The 17,491-nt window shown below is 53.4% G+C and carries 13 protein-coding genes and 1 tRNA gene; 7 read left to right on the top strand and 7 right to left on the bottom strand.

Features of this window, described 5'->3' with window-relative positions; all coding sequences use genetic code 11:
* Positions 1 to 35: 35 nt before the first annotated feature.
* A complete protein-coding gene (gene rlmB, locus JK176_RS06695; protein ID WP_194262529.1) occupies positions 36 to 884 on the bottom strand; it encodes a 23S rRNA (guanosine(2251)-2'-O)-methyltransferase RlmB in 849 nt (282 codons plus the stop codon).
* Positions 885 to 952: 68 nt separating this feature from the next.
* Here rlmB and JK176_RS06690 point away from each other — a divergent pair.
* Positions 953 to 1,038 (top strand) — tRNA-Tyr (locus tag JK176_RS06690).
* 763 nt (positions 1,039 to 1,801) lie between these two features.
* On the top strand, positions 1,802 to 3,004 hold the full coding sequence (locus tag JK176_RS06685; RefSeq protein ID WP_211587161.1) for a hypothetical protein: 1,203 nt from the start codon (positions 1,802 to 1,804) through the stop codon (positions 3,002 to 3,004).
* A 206-nt stretch (positions 3,005 to 3,210) separates the two neighbouring features.
* Here JK176_RS06685 and JK176_RS06680 read toward each other — a convergent pair whose 3' ends face one another.
* From JK176_RS06680 to JK176_RS06670, 3 genes are all read right to left on the bottom strand, one after another.
* Complete coding sequence (locus JK176_RS06680; RefSeq protein ID WP_211587160.1) at positions 3,211 to 4,335, bottom strand: SMP-30/gluconolactonase/LRE family protein; 1,125 nt, start codon at positions 4,333 to 4,335, stop codon at positions 3,211 to 3,213.
* Positions 4,336 to 4,411: 76 nt separating this feature from the next.
* Positions 4,412 to 5,611 carry a DUF2075 domain-containing protein gene (locus JK176_RS06675; protein ID WP_349291911.1) on the bottom strand — a complete coding sequence of 400 codons (1,200 nt, stop codon included), beginning with the start codon at positions 5,609 to 5,611 and terminating at the stop codon, positions 4,412 to 4,414.
* A 5-nt stretch (positions 5,612 to 5,616) separates the two neighbouring features.
* Entirely contained in the window at positions 5,617 to 6,096 is a 480-nt protein-coding gene (locus JK176_RS06670) for a YbaK/EbsC family protein (RefSeq protein ID WP_211587159.1), read from the bottom strand.
* Positions 6,097 to 6,410: 314 nt separating this feature from the next.
* Between JK176_RS06670 and JK176_RS06665 the strand changes: the two genes are divergently transcribed.
* Positions 6,411 to 7,202 carry a triose-phosphate isomerase gene (locus tag JK176_RS06665; RefSeq protein ID WP_211587278.1) on the top strand — a complete coding sequence of 264 codons (792 nt, stop codon included), beginning with the start codon at positions 6,411 to 6,413 and terminating at the stop codon, positions 7,200 to 7,202.
* Positions 7,199 to 8,020, top strand: coding sequence for a DeoR/GlpR family DNA-binding transcription regulator (locus tag JK176_RS06660; protein WP_249194293.1), 822 nt, complete (start codon positions 7,199 to 7,201; stop codon positions 8,018 to 8,020). The genes JK176_RS06665 and JK176_RS06660 overlap by 4 nt, the downstream gene beginning before the upstream one ends.
* Here the strand turns inward: JK176_RS06660 and JK176_RS06655 are convergent.
* Together JK176_RS06655 and JK176_RS06650 are read right to left on the bottom strand one after the other, a co-directional pair.
* Positions 8,007 to 9,041, bottom strand: coding sequence for an alpha-E domain-containing protein (locus tag JK176_RS06655; protein ID WP_249194292.1), 1,035 nt, complete (start codon positions 9,039 to 9,041; stop codon positions 8,007 to 8,009). The two genes, JK176_RS06660 and JK176_RS06655, sit on opposite strands and share 14 nt — an antisense overlap.
* Positions 9,038 to 10,495, bottom strand: a complete 1,458-nt coding sequence (locus JK176_RS06650; RefSeq protein ID WP_228125527.1) for a circularly permuted type 2 ATP-grasp protein — start codon at positions 10,493 to 10,495, stop codon at positions 9,038 to 9,040. The genes JK176_RS06655 and JK176_RS06650 overlap by 4 nt, the downstream gene beginning before the upstream one ends.
* A gap of 354 nt (positions 10,496 to 10,849) precedes the next feature.
* Here JK176_RS06650 and JK176_RS06645 point away from each other — a divergent pair, with 354 nt between their 5' ends.
* Together JK176_RS06645 and JK176_RS06640 are read left to right on the top strand one after the other, a co-directional pair.
* Positions 10,850 to 11,728: a transglutaminase family protein gene (locus JK176_RS06645; RefSeq protein WP_211587157.1), complete on the top strand. Its 879-nt coding sequence runs from the start codon at positions 10,850 to 10,852 to the stop codon at positions 11,726 to 11,728.
* Positions 11,715 to 12,791, top strand: a complete 1,077-nt coding sequence (locus JK176_RS06640; protein WP_211587156.1) for a putative zinc-binding metallopeptidase — start codon at positions 11,715 to 11,717, stop codon at positions 12,789 to 12,791. The genes JK176_RS06645 and JK176_RS06640 overlap by 14 nt, the downstream gene beginning before the upstream one ends.
* Positions 12,792 to 12,855: 64 nt before the next feature.
* Here JK176_RS06640 and JK176_RS06635 read toward each other — a convergent pair whose 3' ends face one another.
* Complete coding sequence (locus JK176_RS06635) at positions 12,856 to 14,148, bottom strand: NAD(P)/FAD-dependent oxidoreductase (protein WP_211587155.1); 1,293 nt, start codon at positions 14,146 to 14,148, stop codon at positions 12,856 to 12,858.
* Between the two features lie 389 nt (positions 14,149 to 14,537).
* On the opposite strand from JK176_RS06635, the gene JK176_RS06630 reads away from it, so the two are divergent.
* Positions 14,538 to 17,471, top strand: coding sequence for an outer membrane beta-barrel protein (locus JK176_RS06630; RefSeq protein ID WP_349291910.1), 2,934 nt, complete (start codon positions 14,538 to 14,540; stop codon positions 17,469 to 17,471).
* Positions 17,472 to 17,491 lie beyond the last annotated feature (20 nt).

Genomic DNA, 17,491 nt, shown 5'->3' with positions numbered 1-17,491 from the left:
AGTCCGGGAGCTCTTGGTCGCTCCCGGATTTTCAGTCAGACGGGCCGGACGAGTTCGTACAGCGCGACCGCCGCAGCATTGGAAACGTTCAGGCTCTCCATGTCGCCGGGCATGTAAACACTGGCGATTTCGTCGCAGGTCTCACGCGTCAGGCGGCGCAATCCAGCCCCTTCGGCCCCCAGAACCAGCGCCACACGACGCCCGACAAACCCTTTTCCATCCAGTCGTGTGCCACCGGCATCCAGACCGACAACCCAGAAATTCTCGGCCTGAAGCGCCTGAAGGGCGCGGGAGAGATTGACCTCACGCAGAATGGGAACGAGGTCGAGCGCGCCTGAAGCTGCCTTCGCCATGGCGCCGCTTTCCTGCGGGGCATTGCGATCCTGCACCAGAAGCGCTGCCGCTCCGAACGCCGCAGCCGATCTGAGAATGGCGCCGATATTGCGCGGGTCCGTCACCTGATCAAGCACCAGAACCGGGCCGGTACGCTCGACGATATCGAGAATGGCGAGTGTTTCCAGAGGCTCAACCCGCAGGCAAACACCCTGATGCACGGCATCGCGCTCACAGAGTTTGTCGAGGCGCTCACGGTCCACAATCTGCGGCTTGTGCGATGCGCCTTCGAAAGACGCCGCAGCTTCGCGCGTCGCCAGAAAATCATGGATCACACGCTCAGGATTGGCGAGAGCCGCTTGCACGGCATGGTGCCCATAAATCCAGTAGCCGGAACCGGAGTTGCCAGCATGACCGCGACCGGAACGGCCACTACGTCCGCCAGAGCGCTCACCGGAGGGGCGGGACGGCTGGTCCGCGCGTGCGGATGGAGGGGAGGCGCGATCCGTAGAACGGTCGGGAGCGGAGCGGGAGGGAGATCTTCTGGCCATAAAAAGCATATAATCGACAACAGGCGATTGACATAGCCGCCAATCCGCCATATCTCAACCGCCGACCCGGAGAGGTGCCCGAGTGGCTAAAGGGGGCGGACTGTAAATCCGCTGGCGTACGCCTACGTTGGTTCGAATCCAACTCTCTCCACCAGGTCACCAAAATCTAATAAATCAAATAATCATAACTTCGTGCCGGTAGCAGCCAGCTGCCAGTTCGTTGTTCTCTTGTCAGCGGTTCTCCCATCATAACGATGTGCATCGTGTGGCGCGCACAAGAGAAGTGATTTGAGCGGCAAAGATTTCCTCTTCCCAGAAATGTCGAGCGGGAGTTGCAAGAGGCGACAAACCGTTGCTTGGGAGCATAGTATCTTGGTTTCGAGAGGTATTTCGCTCAGCGTATGAACCAGTAGCAAGGATATTGCTCCTGGACTTTCATCAAACGGACGGATCGTTTTAGCGTCAGCGCCGGGTCTGACTGGGCTGGACTGCTTCAGATCACTATTTTTTCAATCCGAACCGGAGGCAAGGAATCATATACTATACCTAGAATAGGAAGATTTCCCCAAGAATCCGCATTGTATATAAGGTAGATTCAGCTAGAATAGGCGCAGAAATTGTAGAAATTATATAGTATATATTTATGATATTCAGGCAAATATTTTCATTATATTCTCCGCTATGGCGATTAATATAATAATATATAATATAATACTAATATTTATTCTATATTTACATAGTAGTATTTTTTTTAACTTGGAATTTACGAAATCGATTGTGAGATTGATTTTTGAGGAACTCAAATCCCTCAGCGTCGTTCACAACGGTATAGTATTATACAAAAAAACAAAATAAAAAAATATAAGTAATTATATTTTTTGGAGAATGCTATGGTCTTCTGTAATGAATTTATTTCGATGAATTTCTCAAAGGCGCAAGAAATTCCAACAAAAAAAAATATAAAAAACACAATTATTGTAACTATAAGTGGTATTGGGCATGAAGATGAATCAGAAAAATATATCTTGCTAGAAGATAGTTTTTTAGATTTTAACGTTTTAGGAATAACAAATAAAAAAAGAGATTTCTTCATAAATGATTCTACTGAAAATGCTCTTGATTTTCTAAGAAATTTTCTAAAAGATTTTTCTAAAGTAGTAATAATAAGCCATTCTATGGGGGGATTTTTTGCATTTTATATATCTAGTTACATAAAGGTAGATTTATGCGTTGTTTGTAGTCCATATTTATCTCTTTCAGAAAAGGAAATGAATTTAAATGATAGTGAAGAGTTTATTTTATTTGACAAAATAAATAAAAGCTACATAGAAAATTACTGCCTTAATAATATTAAGGTATCATCCCTTTCACCAAAAGATCAGGATAAATTTATAGTTATACTTGATTTATCAATAAAAGATGATAATAAGACATTTTACTTAATTAACAAATTTCTTAATAAAATTAATATTGTTGTTCTTCCGGGTTTGGGGCACTTATCATTATATTGCCTTGAAAAAAGAAAAATTCTTAGTTCTGTGATTAGAAATAAATTAAATGAATCCTATTCATTGCCGACTAAAAATATATTAGAACATATTCTTAATTCTTATCTCGAATTTCCTCTTTCCCGAGAGGAAAAGATTTGCGTTAAAAATCAAATATATTTTAATAACCCAGATCAATATGGAGGATACTACTATTTCGTTTATGATTATCTTCCAAATGAAGAAAGCTCTGAGTTATTTATTATTATTAACAAACACGGTTATATAATGAGTTTTTATTCGTCGATAGCGGGCTCCTTTTGGTCAGAGTTTCCATTCGAAGATAATAGATTTTCTCCTATTATCGTAGATATCCAAAAAAAATCATGTTTTTGTTTCTATAATTCTAATCTTATTGAAATGAATTATAATAAAATTATTTTAGATACAAATAAAATTGGTAAAGATTATAGAAAGATTCCTTTTTCAAGAGATTTTTTTGAAATATATTTTAATAATTTCAATTTTGATGATAAAATTGAAATTTACTCTGCAATAGATATAAATATAAATTCGAAAAAAAATAAATTCGCCTTTGTTTTAAATAAAATAACGCGATTTTTCAAAAGTTAATAATAAATATTTACTATAAATTTCTATTATTATAGATGTATCGTATATCATAAAAAAGATAGAGTATATTATTCAGGTTTTCGAAATGGTTTGACCACAGGAAACGGTAAATGCCGGAGCGAGAAGTGTCTGTCCCGGCATTCCCGTATTAATATGATCAGGAAATGCGCCGGAGAGTTGACGATTGATCTCCGACGGTACTGTCTTCAGTCCAGCGGTGCGATTTTCACGACGATATACGGCATGACTTCGAGGTCTTTGCCGTTATGAAAAACCGGCAGGCGTGCCCATTGTCCGACCGTGCCGTACAGAGCGCCATTGGCGTATGTCAAGCCATCGGGTTCGGTCAGGCGCGGATCATGTGCCACCACGGAAACCTGACCATCCGGCCGGTGTCGCAGGATGGCATGGCGCTCATCATCCGTGATGTAGAGCGAACCGTCCGGGCCAGTTGCCATACCATCGCCCACTCCGGTTTCGCCTTCATCCTTTACAGCCTTTTCCAGATTGGCTTCGCTGGTGTTCGGATCAGACAGAACAGCGGTTGGTGCGGAATAGAGGCGGCGGCTGCTCTGCGGCTGCCAGTAGAGCGTCTGTTGGTTTGGGCTGAGTGCAACCCCGTTTACACCCCCCTGAGGGATCGTGGCATGCGCCGGATCGTAGCGTCCTGCCACACCGTCCATTACGGCAACAAAGCCCTGAACCGGCATGACGGAAACCGTGTCCGCCAGAATGCGACGCTGATGTCCCGTGGCCAGATCAACGACGATCAGTGCGGGATGTACATCGACGGACGTGTCGGTAATGAAAGCGGTTCCTGCCTTGCCATGCGTCAGGTCGATGCGGACGTCATTGACGTGGCTGTCCGGCAGAAGGGCTGGGGCGCTGAGGGGAATGACCTGCGCGATTTTTCCGCTCACAGGATCAATTCGGAAGAGCTTCTGCGCGCCTGCTACTGTTCCCGTGCCAGCGACCATGCCTTCATCCAGAACCCAGAGCTGTCCGTTGGCATCAACGGTCATACCGAGCGGTGAGACGAACTGTTCCTGTGCGGCAGCATCGGGGAAGGGGGTCAGCTTACCCTTCGTATACAGCCCCAGTTTCGGGCCGGAATGTTCGTGCGCGCTCCGGGGGAAGCCGAGCACCATGCGTCCATCAGGCAGAACGGCAATGCCGGAAGGCTGTGCGTTGGAAAAGCGTCCGATGACCTGCACATTGCCGGACGGAAGTGTACCTTTGTCGACGGTTTCGGCGGCGAGAAGGGGGGAGGCAGTAGTAAGTGCTGCAATACCGACGCTGAAAGCGAAGGTTAGAAATGTCTGACGAGCCATATCTGAGATCTCCTTTACCGATAAAGGAACAGAATGGCTCAGGCCTGACAACCCACGCCCACGTGAGTGCAGAAGATCAGCGTTTCAGCAGGCGCGCGCGCAGGGCAGGGTCGTGGGCATACAGAAACAGCCCATGAATCCCACGCGTGAGGATGACGTTCAGGGCATTGAGAATAACGCGCTTTTTTGCCTCTTCGGGTGCAGCGATTCCATCCCGCCCCTGAAAGGCCGCGCTATCTTCGTACCTTTCCGGCCTTACGCCGATCCGGTCATGTTCCGCATCATAAAACAGAGACGGTCCGAGAATGACTCCGGCATAATTCAGGTCGAACCCCTGAATCGTATAGACGGACCCGACCTCGTCGATCGTATCCGGGCGCTCGGCCCAGGGGAGTTTTTCGCTCGGCAGGGAACGATCCCATCGTAAATGGAAGTCGCCCTCGGTGATGAAATGGTCTTCACCATTGAGCGTGTAGGGATAGTCATAGGTCGAAAGCAGACGGCAAAGGCCGTATTTCGCGTTGCAAGCGCGCAGATCCGCATACAGCTTTGCGCAGTCGTCATAGATCCGCAGATCGAAGCGCGGATCTTTTGGCCGGGGCAGGATTTTGCCCTGCGCCAGAGCGTCGATCCACGAACATGTGGCGGTACTGGCCGCGACACGGAACTGGGTTTTAAGATGGAAAGTCTCTGAAGGACGGTCTTTGCGGAAGCTCTCGAGAAGATCACTGGACCAGTTGCTTTTGAACTTCAGAACCTGCAGCGGATCAAACACCACCACCACGATCCGCGCCCATCGCAGGATTTCTTCCAGATGGTTCTGCTGGGAGAAGTGATTGTACCGGTCCGGACGGGTCAGCAGCAGATGCGCCTCGTCCACCAGAACGATATCCGCGCGTTGTCCGGTCTTTGCGGATTTATTGATGAAGGTCGTGGGGCGTTCGTAATCGCTCTTGCGCAGGTTGGGCATGGTGGCCGTGATGTTGCGATAGAGCTTGAGCATCTCCGGGTGATTGACGATCAGCATGTTCCGCAGACCCTTCAGCGGGTCGGCGGGTGAACCATTTCGTGCCCGGGTCTGGAGTGTGTTGAAGATTGCGTTCAGGACGACGCTTTTTCCTGTGCCTGCCGCGCCTTCAATAATGAAAAGGGCGCTGTCGTCCTGTCGGTGGCATTCGCAGAATGAAACCACGCGCTGCAACAGATCCATCTGCGGCCCCGACAGTGCGCGTTCTGGGGAGAGCTTGCCCGTGGCGGCATTCCCGGAAACACTCACGACATTCAGTCCGCCGCGATATCGGCGACTGTGGCATCCGTGGCCCGCTGGGCATCGGCGGGTGTGATCCGCACGACCAGCCCCTGACCACCCGCATTGATATAGACATGTGCGCGCGGCATCGCGTCTTGCGACAGGACGACCGGGATCGGGGTTTTCGATCCGAACGGGCTGGTTCCGCCAGACTCGAAGCCTGTTAGCTCATGCGCCTTTTCAGGGCTCATCATGCGGGCATTTCGCCCGTCGAACAAAGCTGCCACTTTCTTCAGATTCATGCGCTGATGCGCGGGGGCGACGACACAGACGGCCTGTTTCTTGTCCACTTCGACAACCAGCGTCTTGAGCACGTCTTCTGGCGCCACGCCGATGGCTTCTGCCGCCTGCATCCCGATCAGACCGCCATTGGGGGCATAGTCATAATCATGAACGCTGAAAGGAATGTTCCGGGCCGTCAGAAAGGCGGTTGCGGCTGTTTCTCGGGTCATGTGCGTGCTCCGTCTCCAGAAGCAGGCCGTCATACGCCGAATGGCTGAAATCCAGCGGGGATCGCCCCCGGCAGGACCTGCAATGTCGTGTTGTCTGTATGGGCGTGCAGGGGCCGGTTGGCAACATAAGAGACGTCGGAAAGGTACTGATCACTTTAATTCGGGACTGTCGCTGAGTTGCGTGATGTATCGTTATTCATGAGACGCATGACATTTTCTCTGTTACTGTTTAACGCTAAAGAAAATTCTGGCTGGTCTGGGGTCAGGAGAATCGTCGTGACGATCCAGCGGGTCGGAAAGCTGTCGGGAGAGGCATCGTGAATCAGAAAAGCATCTGGGTCGGGACGAACTGGAAAATGAACAAGGGGCCGGCCGAAGCCATCGCGGATGCCCGCGCCCTGGCGTTTTTTCGTCCCCCGGAGGGCGTCCAGTGTTTTCTGGCCCCACCCGCCACGTCGCTGCGCGATGTGGGAGCGGTTCTTCAGGACAGCCCCCTGATGGTCGGCGCGCAGAATATGTACTGGGAGGACAATGGGGCGTGGACGGGTGAAATTTCCGCTCCCATGATCGCCGAATGCGGCGCGTCCATTGTCGTGCTGGGGCATTCGGAGCGTCGGCAGCATTTCGGGGAAACGGACTGGACGGTCAATTTGAAGGTCCGCGCAGCGCTTCGGCATGGCCTGCGCCCTCTGATCTGTATTGGGGATACGCTCGACGAATATGAGTTCGGTGTTTCACAGGAGACTCTGGCGCGGCAGACAAAAATTGCGCTGCATGGGGTTTCTCAGGAAGACCTTGAACGTGTTCTGGTAGTTTATGAGCCCGTCTGGGCCATAGGGGCGGCGGGTCGTCCGGCCGAACCGGCTTTCGTCTCCCAGATCCATACGACGCTGCGTGGTGTTGTGCAGGGGATTGCGGGGCAGGGCAGTTCCGTTCGGATTCCGTTGCTTTATGGCGGTAGCGTTTCGCGGGGCAATATTCGCGACTATGTGGCCCTGCCCGACGTGGACGGCGTGCTGATCGGCCGGGCAGGCTGGGATCCAGCGGATTTCATGGATCTGGTCGAGAGCGTGCGTGATGTGGTCTCTCCGAAGGTTCCTGCATGATGAATGCCCTGCTTACGGAAGGGCAGGCACTGTCTGGCCGCCGACGCGGGATCCTTGATTATGTCACCGAACATGGCGTGGTGCCGGTCGCTGACCTGCTGAAACGCTTTTCGCTCAGTCGGGCCTCGATCAACCGGGATCTTCTGGTGCTCTGCGCGCAGGGTCTGGTCCGGCGGATCGGAACGGATATCACGACGCTTCCGAACATCGGCGCATCGGCAAGTGTGATGTATCGCAGGGCGCAGGCCGTTGCTGAAAAACGGGCGATTGCGACCTTGGCTGCCTCCATGGTGAGCCAAGGCGACACCGTGGCGCTGGATGATTCCACAACCGCAGGGGCGATGGCAGACAGGCTGTGCGAAACCGCCCAGTTGACGGTCGTGACGAACAGTCTGGGCGTCGTCAGCCGTCTGGGGCCTTGCGAAACGGTCGGACTGATCGGTCTGGGAGGACGTTATAGTCCGACGTTCGATGCTTTCGTGGGAAGGATCTGCGAGCAAAGTGTGATGTCCATGCGGATCAACATGGCATTCGTGTCGGCAGCCGCAATATCCGGCGTGACGGCCTATCATCAGGTCGAGGACATCATTCAGGCCAAGCGAGCCCTGATGGACGTGGCGGATTGCCGCGTTCTTCTGGCAGACAGCCGGAAATTCGACACTGTGGCCATGAACCGGCTGGCGCTCCTGTCCGAATTCGACGTCGTGATTACGGATGACGGGATCGATCCCGCCTGCGCCGAGCTATTGCGGGACGCGGGCATATCGCTAAGGATTGCCAATGTCCCGCGCCCCGCTCCCGGACTTACTGCGGACTGACAGTCGTCTGTCGCGTTATGACCGGGGCGATTGGCCAGAATGTGACGGAAACTTCCGCCTGCAAGGCCCCTAGTTCGTCCTGAATATAAGTCATGTATTCGTGCAGTCCGCGGGAAATGATCTCCTCAGCGGTCTGGTCTTCGAGCGTGGCCCTCAGATTGATGATGCGTTCCTGTAGCGGACCGCACTGGTGGCGGAGATTGTAGTGTGTGGACAGGGCGTTGAGCGTGCTCTCAACTTGCCGCAGATTGAGCATCAGGGAGCGCGGAAACCCTTCGTTTTTCAGCAGAAACCCCACGACATTGGCCGGTGTGGTCGTCACGGGTTGAAGTCGGCGGAAGGCATGATAGGCCGCAGCCGAACGCAGGACGGACCCCCATTGCGTCAGGTCCATCTGCGACCCAGAGATTTCGCCACCCGGAAGCAGTGTATGGTAGCGGATATCGATCAGACGGGTGATCTGGTCGGAACGCTCCAGATATTTCCCGAGCAGATAGAACAGCCACGCCTGATCGCGGTACAGAGTGCCTTCGGTAACGCCGAAATGCGTCTGGCAGTCCTGTTTGATACGGTTGCACAGCCCGGACAGACCATTGCGGCGAATGTCGGGCGTGGACAGTTCCATCATGCTTTGGGTGAAAATATTGAGCTGCATCCACATTTCGGTGGAGATCAGCGGACGGGCCGAACGGGCATTTTCCCGAACCATATGCGCCATGGCGCGGATGGATGTCGGGTTCGAGCTTTCCGTGATGTAGAAGGCGAGGATATTTTCTTCCGTCGCGGGCAACGCATAAAGGGCGGCGTAGCGCTCTTCATCAGAATTGATCTGAAGAATGGAATCCCATCCCGGACTTCCATCGGGATTGCGGACGAAGGCTTCCGTTACTTCCAGAATACGGGCGAGATTTTCGATCCGCTCCATATAACGGGCGAGCCACATCATGCTCTCGCCATAGCGCGACAGCAGCGTGTTGAGATTGGCGAGCATGGCGGGAAAGCGTGTGCCGGTCTGTGTCATCGGGCCATCACCCAGGTGTCTTTCGAGCCGCCGCCCTGTGAGGAATTGACGACCAGCGAGCCTTTGCGAAGGGCCACGCGGGACAGGCCACCGGGGAGGACCCATGTGTTTTTCCCGGTCAGGGCGAAAGGTCGCAGGTCCACATGTCGGGCTTCCACACCGCTGGGACAAAGCGTGGGAGAGACCGAGAGGTCGATGACCGGCTGGCTGATATAATTGGAAGGATCTTCGAGCAGCTTTGCGCGGAATTCGTCCAGTTCAGTCTGGGTGGCCTGCGAGCCTATCAACAGGCCGTAGCCACCGGACTCGCCGACGGGTTTGACGACCAGCTTGTCCATATTGGCCAGCGTATAGGCCAGCCCCTCCGGCTCGGCGCAGATATGGGTCTGGACGCTGTCGAGGATCGGGTCTTCACCCAGATAATAGCGGATGAGGCGGGGCATGTAGGCATAAACGGCCTTGTCGTCCGCAACGCCCGTTCCCAGAGCGTTCGCCAGCGTGACGTTACCCCGGCGATAGGCTTCCACGAGGCCGGGTACGCCGAGCATGCTGTCCGGATTGAAAGCCAGAGGGTCCAGATATTCGTCGTTGAGGCGGCGATAGATCGCATGAACGGGCCGCAGCCCTGCGACGGTCCGCATATAGACGCGATGGTTCTCGACGATCAGATCCCGGCCTTCGACAAGGGGCACGCCCATCTCGCGGGCCAGAAAGACATGTTCGAAATAGGCGGAATTGTAGATGCCGGGCGAGAACAGCACGACCTGCGGATCGGTCACGCCCTCGGGCGCGACCTCGCAGAGGGTTTGATGCAGTTTGAGGCCATATTCCTCTACCGAACGCAGAGGCATTCCTGAAGCAAGGTCAGGCATCAGGCGCAGCATCATGTGCCGGTTTTCGATGACGTAGGAGACGCCCGACGGCGTGCGCGCATTGTCTTCAAGCACCATGAAGCGGCCGCTGCTGTCCCGGATCAGATCGGTCCCGTTGATATGGACATAGACGTCACCGGGGACGCGGACGCCGACCATGGCTTCGCAGTAATTGGGGTTGCCGAGGACCAAACTGGCGGGGATGATGCCATCTCGCAGAACATGACGCTCATGATAGATGTCCCGCAGGAACAGGTTTAGCGTTTTGACGCGCTGCTGCACGCCACGGTCGATATGATCCCATTCCGGGGCAGTGAGAACGCGCGGGATCATGTCGAAGGGGAGGATGCGGTCGATCGCTTCGCGGTCGGAATAGACGGTGAATGTGATGCCCAATCGATAGAGCTGCGTCTCGGCCGTGCTGGTGCGATGACGCAGTTCCGAAAGATCAAAACCGGCCAGACGGTCTCGCACGGTCCTGAGTGCGGGGGGGATGTCATCCGTCCGGCGCATGAGTTCGCAGAAAAAATCCGGTGTGTCATAGGCGGCGAAAATACCTGCCGCGGCCTTTGTCGGAGCCATTACGGAAAGGCTGGTCGCGGAGGGATCGGGAGACTGCAAAATCGGCTTGTTCATTCTCTGCCTCACACCCTGTTTTTTCCCGACCCCGTTTGCTGAAGGAAAGCCCGATCAGCCGTGCCGGTTCGTTACGATATTTTATTAACGGAGCAAGATTTCGACGCTTTGCCAAGCGTGAAATTTGGCGTTTGGACAGATCGTGGGAAGTGTGGCGGAAATTGTTGCGGTTCCCGACAAGACTGATAGGGTAATGGTTTGAACGGCCATCAGACCCGGTGGTTGCTGGAGCGGGATGGCCCGAAAATCCTGTGTCTGGAATGTATTTCTGAAACTGATTGTTCTCAGGGCCTGCCGAGCATGAATTCCCGCGTCGTACTGCGTCACCATACCCAATACCAGTATGACCGACCTGTCTTTCTGGGCCGTCAGACCGTGCGTCTGTGTCCGGTGCCGCGTGTGGCCTCTCTTGTCCGGAATTATGCGCTCGACATATCGCCGGACGCTGCGGATGTGCTTTGGCGGCACGATGCGTACGGCAACCGTGTGGCGGAAATCCGGGTTCCAGAGCGCGTGACGGCGTTTGATGTCACGGTCAGCATGGAGGTGGATCTGGGCAGCCAGCCGGGCGAGACAGGAGAAGCAGAAATACCGGTCTGTGCGGCCTATCGGGATGTCGATACGGCTGGAGCGCAGGTGTCTCGTTTCGTTGAAGCGTGGCGGGTCGCGGGTGAGCAGAGGGTTCCGTCCGTGGTGGCGGATCTCAACCGGGCTGTGGCGGAGCGTCTGACCTATCAGCGCAGATTTGAGCCGGGTGTGTGGACGCCTGAAGAGACGTTGCAGCGGGAAAGCGGCTCATGTCGTGACAGTGCCTGGCTTCTGGTAACGATCCTGCGGCATCTAGGGTTTTCAGCACGGTTTGTGTCTGGTTATCTGATCCAGCCGGATGACGTCACTGGCCTGAACTGTGACCTGCACGCCTGGGCTGAAGCGTGGATTCCAGAAAGTGGATGGGTTGGTTTTGATACGACGTCCGGTTTGATGGTGGCGCAGCATCACATTCCGCTGGCGGTCGCCGGGCGTCCCGAGGAAACCGCACCCATTTCAGGGCTGCTGGACCGGTGCAAGGCCACGTTTGAAGTCACGATGCGTGCGACACCGCTTCCCATCGGGAATATTATCCCGGAACTGGCCATGATCGGGGAAGCCGGTGTAATGCATTCCCATGAAGCTCTTTGAGTGCCAGTCCTGCGGACAGATTCTCTTTTTTGAAAACACGGTTTGCGAGCACTGCCGCCACCCCGTCGGGTACCTGCCGGAACAGTCTCTGCTGACTGCGCTGGACCCAACTGGGGAGCGGCTGTGGCACCCGCTTGAGCCCTCGGCCCGGCACGAGAGTCTGCGCTACTGCTCTAATCATGATCATGACGTCTGCAACTGGCTGACCGAACCTGACCCGCAGAGTGACAGGTCGTTCTGTTTTGCCTGTCGCTTCAACCGTACGATTCCAAGCCTTGATATTCCCGGAAATCTGGAGCGCTGGCGCAAGATCGAGGTAGCCAAGCACCGGCTTTTCTACACGCTTCTGCGACTCAGACTGCCCATTCGGGATCGACGTCAGGACCCGGAGAACGGGCTGGTGTTCGACTTCCTCGACGATGCGTTGGACGGATCGGCCCCCGTCATGACGGGGCATTCCAACGGCGTCATTACCATCGCCATGCGCGAAGCCGACGATGCTACGCGCGAACGGATGCGTGTCGAGATGGGAGAATATTACCGCACACTTCTAGGGCATTTCCGGCACGAAATCGGGCATTATTACTGGAACCTGCTAGTGCGCGACGCTGGGCGGCTGGAGGAGTGTCGAGCCGTTTTCGGTGATGATCGCGCGGATTATCAGCAGGCGCTTCAGGTCTATTATGACAGCCCCCCTCCGCCCAAATGGCAGGACAATCATGTCAGCGTCTATGCGACATCTCATCCTTGGGAGGATTTTGCAGAAACCTGGGCGCATTACCTGCACATCGTCTCAACGCTCGAAACTGCCTGTGCTTTCGGTGTGAGCGTCAATCCGCGTCTTGAGGGGATCGGCCATGCTTCCGGGCGAACACTCGAAGATCCGTATACGCAGGCATCTTTCGAAGACATCATGCAGGCTTGGTTGCCACTGACCTACGCCGTGAACAGTCTGAACCGCTCCATGGGTCTGGCGGATTTCTACCCGTTTGTGCTGACGGCAGGTGTCATGCACAAACTCGCTTTCATTCACCGCCTGATCCGCGAAAGTCAGAGCGTCTGAATTCAGGGAAAACTCTACGGAACGTTTGCGCACGTCCTGATGTAATGGGGCCTGCGACGTCCTGTCAGTCCAGTCGGACGGAGGGACGCACAAAGGTTTCCACCCAGTCCGAGTAACAGGACATCAGACCACGATAATAGCCAAAGAGCTCCATCTGATGCTGGCGATACAGCATCAGATGCGCCAGTCGCGCCGAAAAACCATGCGAGATTCCTCCGCCCCAGACGGTGCCTCCAGGGAGAGCTGCCCATCCGTTGTATTTTCCGAGGGCCACGATCGCGCCCTTGTTATGGAAGATGCATCCCGGGACTTCCCGACCATGTTCGATCCATGCGGGAAGATACCGAGCCAGATGTTTCGCCTGTTGCCCCGCGACCTGAGCTGTGGCGGGGAGAGGATCGTCCTGAATGAAAGAGCAGTCTCCAAGCGCGAAAATACGTTCATCGTCAATGGAAGAGAGGTTCGGATTGACGAGAATCTGGCCCGTCCGGTTGATCGTCAGTCCGCCATAGGCAGTAGTGACTTCGGGGGCTTTGACACCTGCCGCCCAGACACGCAGCTTGGCGGGAACGTAAGATCCATCTTTCAGAATGAAGCCATGGGCGTCCGCTCCCGCAACGCGGGCATTGGTCTGAACGGTCACGCCGATATGTTCGAGTTCCTTTTGGGCAGCCGCAGAAACGGATTCCGGAAAGGCGGGGAGGATACGCGGGCCTGACTGAAGAAGCGTGACATGCAGCTTGGGCGGTGCCTTACCGAAAGCGTGCAGATTATACGGGCCTACGATTTCCAGCGCCTTGTGCAGCTCTGCGGCAAGTTGAACACCCGTCGCACCGCCGCCGACAATCGCGATGTCCAGTTCGGACGTGTTGGCGAATGCGCGAAGCAGTTCCATACGGAATTTCTCGTTGAAAGCATTAGCCTCCACGAGGTTGTCGATGGACATGCAATATTCTTTAACGCCGGGTGTGCCGAAATCATTGGCGCAACTGCCGATCGCAATGACGATCGTGTCGTATTTCATACGGCGGCTTTCCAGAACGACGGTGCCGTCTGCTTCCAGAAGCGGGCTGAGGATCACTTCCCGGTTTTCGCGGTCAATGGACGCAACTTCGCCCGGCCAGAATTCGAAATGATGACCGCTGGCCTGTGAGATGAAATTTACTTTATCATTCTCGTTGCTGAGCGTGCCCGAGGCAAAGCAGTGCAACATTGGCTTCCAAACATGGGAAAAGCTCTTGTCGATCAGCGTGATGCGCGCTTTTCCGGGCTTCCCCATTGATTTTCCGAGACGCGTTGCGAGAGACAGGCCGGCGACACCACCTCCGACAATCAGGATTTCAGGTCGAGACAGCATCGGTTTTCAGGCCTCCGTTGAGGGGACGGGCATCAGAAAAAGATACACGGGAGAAAGCTGTTTACGCCTCGCCACGGCAGTAAACAGTGAGGTTCGGAAGAGACTATTATGAGCATTCCGGATATGACGAAAATCATATTCAGGTGACTGTAATAAAGTTCGGTGAGTTCTTTCCTGTTTCGTAAAAACTCAAATAAGTGTGATAAATTTTTACAAAATATACTGAAAAGATTTTTTTAGATGTTGCGTCCCTCCGATAAGAAAAGAGGTGTTTTCAGTAGTCTAAAACCAGAAAATATCGTGATCTGAGTTAAAATTGATAGAAAATGTCATTATAAAACGTTAAATGAAACAAAACATTAACAAGAGAAATAATCAGAAACCAGTAAATGTCCCGCGCAGCGAGAGCAGATCTCTGTCTTTTCCAGTCCAGGGTTTTACGAATGTCTTTCTCAAGTCGGTCTTTCGCGTTGGCGCTTTCCGCGTCCGTTCCATGTCTTGCGCCTGTTTTTGCTTTTGCCCAAGATTCCCAGAACGTTTTTTCTCTTCCTGCGCAGTCTCTCACATCTGCTTTGACGGCTTTCAGTCGACAGACCGGGGTTCATGTCGCGTTTGATGCCAAGGCGGCAAACAGTCTGCGTTCTGCTCCCCTTTATGGGAAAATGGATAATCTGAAGGCACTTCGCAGGCTTCTTGGTAAGAATGCCTTCAAAATTGACGCATCAAATCCCAAAAACATCACGCTGCATGCGAGACCTGCCAGAAAATCCACCGGTACCGAAGCTGATATGGTGGACAACCTGACGGTGAGGGGAAGCCGCCACGAATTACGGACCAAGCGTAATTTTGCGGGTGTCGTTGATTCGATCACTTATGATGACACGTCCAATCTGGGTGGAGCGACGTCCATGGCCCAGCTGCTGACGCAGCTTCCGGGGGTCACGGGGATCCGTAATGGCGACGAACCCCGTTATATCAGCGTGCGTGGCGTGTCGTCGGATCTTAACCAGACGACACTGGACGGTATGACGCTCGCAAGTATCAGTGACGGCGGTAGCATCCGCCGACGCGTCAATATGCAGAACATACCGGCCGAAATGACGGGCGAAGACGATATTTACAAGACTTTTACAGCCGAACAGGATGGGGGTGCCATCGGTGCGGTCATTAACATGAACCCCCGCAGCGCCTTCGACCATGATGGACTTTATAAATACATCAATGCTTACGGCATTTACGGCACCGAAAAAGGATCGGCAGGCGCCAACAGGATCCCCGGCATGTCGCCACATCTGGGACAGGGTGCCAAAGCTGTGTTCTCGGACCGGTTCGGGGCACACAAGGAATTCGGCATCATGACCTCGTTCCGGTACCAGAGGCGGACCCGGAACACGACCAAGAAGTGGCAGGAAGACAGCTACAATTATTATAATGCCAAGGGCAAAATTCTAAGTCCGAATGATCCCAGTACGCCGGGGTGGAATGGCATGACCGCTCCTCGCTATGTCGATGGCGGGAGCTATTCCAACGATCTGAACTCTCTGGGTGGTGCCGCGCGTCTTGAATGGCATCCCGAAAATAGCGGATTTAATGCATCCGTTATGGGATATTCCTACGAAAGATGGGAAAATTCCTTCATGGAGCACAACGAATACCTGCTCGACGATACAGCGATCTGGAACCAGACCCCCACGTCCGGCCGTGAATACATCTATCGCGCCCGGACGATCGGCCGGAAAGATAACTGGCGGATGAATACCAATGGTGTTCTGGGGAATTTGAGCTGGCACGACAATATTTCGACGCTGAAATTGCGCGCTGGCTATACATGGGAAGACTATTACAATCACGAGCCCTATGTGACTGCGAGAGTCTACCCTAAAGAAAATGCAAAAGGCGCTGTTTACGCCGATTATACTATAAACAAAGATAATGTCGCCAATCTTGTCGATATTATCGATATGAACAAACTCCTCAACAGCGGTTATGCTTTCCAGACAGTTCAGCAGGAATACGACCGTGACCATGAAGGGGTTACGAACGTCCGCTTGGATTACACGCGTAATTTGAATCCGGATTTTCACGGGTTTGGATTTGCAAGCGGTTTTGAATGGCGCAGTCTGAACGCCACCAATTCGTCAGATCAGCTTTGGTACAAGCCGGGCGGAAATGCGGCATCCAGCATGTTCATCCCGAATATGCAGAACCCGAACGGGCCATTCTTCGATCTGACGAATTTCCCGTGGGACAAGCAGACCCCTGATCCCGCCAAATCCAAAAATTACACGGAACTGGCGTATTTCCGTTATCAGGAACAACTCTTTGATGGGTATGTTTCGCTGCATTATAAGTGGCGGAAGTCACAGATTATCGCCGGTGTCCGTGCTGACTCGGTGAACTTCAATGCGTTTATTCCAGGCACCGACAGTTCATCGAATCCGACAGGGAAAATCGAGAAAAACCGGGGCGGTTATATCAACCCCCTTCCTTCCGTGACATTCGTTCATGAATTTCCCAAAAATCTGATACTGCATGCCGTCTACAGCCAGTCGGTAGGTCGCCCTCAGCCGACGGACCTCGCGCAGGCTGCACAATATAGCTGTGGTGACTCCCAGAATACGCAGCCCGGAGACATTAACTGTTCGCTGTCACGAGGTAATCCTAATCTGATGCCGCGTAAGGCTCAGAATTTCGATATTTCTCTTGATAAGTTCTTCAATCGCGGAAAAGGCGTCTTTAGCGTCGCTTATTTCGACAAGATGATCAAGCATGACATCTATACCACCCGATCAACCGAATTGATCAATGATGAACTGACTTATGTCACGCAGCCGCGCAACGCCAATAATTCATCACTGATGGGTGTCGAGGTTTCTGTTGTTGATCGTAGCATTCAAGGCCCATGGAGGCAGTCCTTCGACATCAATGCCAGTGGAACCTGGATGCGCGGTCGGATGACCTATCAAGGTGTCAACGTCTCATACAAGCTGAAGCAACTGACCGAGCAGCCCTCCTATGTCTTTAACGGGAGCGTGACATGGCACATCCCGCAGATCCGCGGTGCGGTCAAAGCAGCCTTTTCATATTCTGCGAAATATCTTGAAGGCCTCAATGACGACCCGACCCAGATGTATGGCTATGGTTCACAGCCCAGTCTGGATCTTGGCGCCTGGAACGATATTACCGATAATCTTCGCCTGAAATACGAAGTCTATAATCTGGCTGGCTCGCATACACGTATGTATTACGGAGAGCACCTCAATCGCCTGGAAGCGAAAGAAGATTACGGCCGCAGTATTTATTTTGAACTGGTTTATAACTGACGTTCTAGTTTTCCGATTGC

The organism is Gluconobacter sp. Dm-73 (assembly GCF_018256215.1).
Taxonomy (GTDB): domain Bacteria; phylum Pseudomonadota; class Alphaproteobacteria; order Acetobacterales; family Acetobacteraceae; genus Gluconobacter; species Gluconobacter cadivus.
The sequence above is the reverse complement of the archived record's forward strand: the minus strand, read 5'-3'. Positions and strand labels throughout refer to the sequence as shown.

What these genes read in the sequence shown, in the direction of transcription:
- rlmB (WP_194262529.1), bottom strand. Translation starts at nt 884, where the DNA reads ATGGCCAGAAGATCTCCCTCCCGCTCCGCTCCCGACCGTTCTACGGAT.
- JK176_RS06685 (WP_211587161.1), top strand. Translation starts at nt 1,802, where the DNA reads ATGAATTTCTCAAAGGCGCAAGAAATTCCAACAAAAAAAAATATAAAA.
- JK176_RS06680 (WP_211587160.1), bottom strand. Translation starts at nt 4,335, where the DNA reads ATGGCTCGTCAGACATTTCTAACCTTCGCTTTCAGCGTCGGTATTGCA.
- JK176_RS06670 (WP_211587159.1), bottom strand. Translation starts at nt 6,096, where the DNA reads ATGACCCGAGAAACAGCCGCAACCGCCTTTCTGACGGCCCGGAACATT.
- JK176_RS06660 (WP_249194293.1), top strand. Translation starts at nt 7,199, where the DNA reads ATGATGAATGCCCTGCTTACGGAAGGGCAGGCACTGTCTGGCCGCCGA.
- JK176_RS06655 (WP_249194292.1), bottom strand. Translation starts at nt 9,041, where the DNA reads ATGACACAGACCGGCACACGCTTTCCCGCCATGCTCGCCAATCTCAAC.
- JK176_RS06650 (WP_228125527.1), bottom strand. Translation starts at nt 10,495, where the DNA reads ATGGCTCCGACAAAGGCCGCGGCAGGTATTTTCGCCGCCTATGACACA.
- JK176_RS06645 (WP_211587157.1), top strand. Translation starts at nt 10,850, where the DNA reads ATGAATTCCCGCGTCGTACTGCGTCACCATACCCAATACCAGTATGAC.
- JK176_RS06640 (WP_211587156.1), top strand. Translation starts at nt 11,715, where the DNA reads ATGAAGCTCTTTGAGTGCCAGTCCTGCGGACAGATTCTCTTTTTTGAA.
- JK176_RS06635 (WP_211587155.1), bottom strand. Translation starts at nt 14,148, where the DNA reads ATGCTGTCTCGACCTGAAATCCTGATTGTCGGAGGTGGTGTCGCCGGC.
- JK176_RS06630 (WP_349291910.1), top strand. Translation starts at nt 14,538, where the DNA reads ATGTCCCGCGCAGCGAGAGCAGATCTCTGTCTTTTCCAGTCCAGGGTT.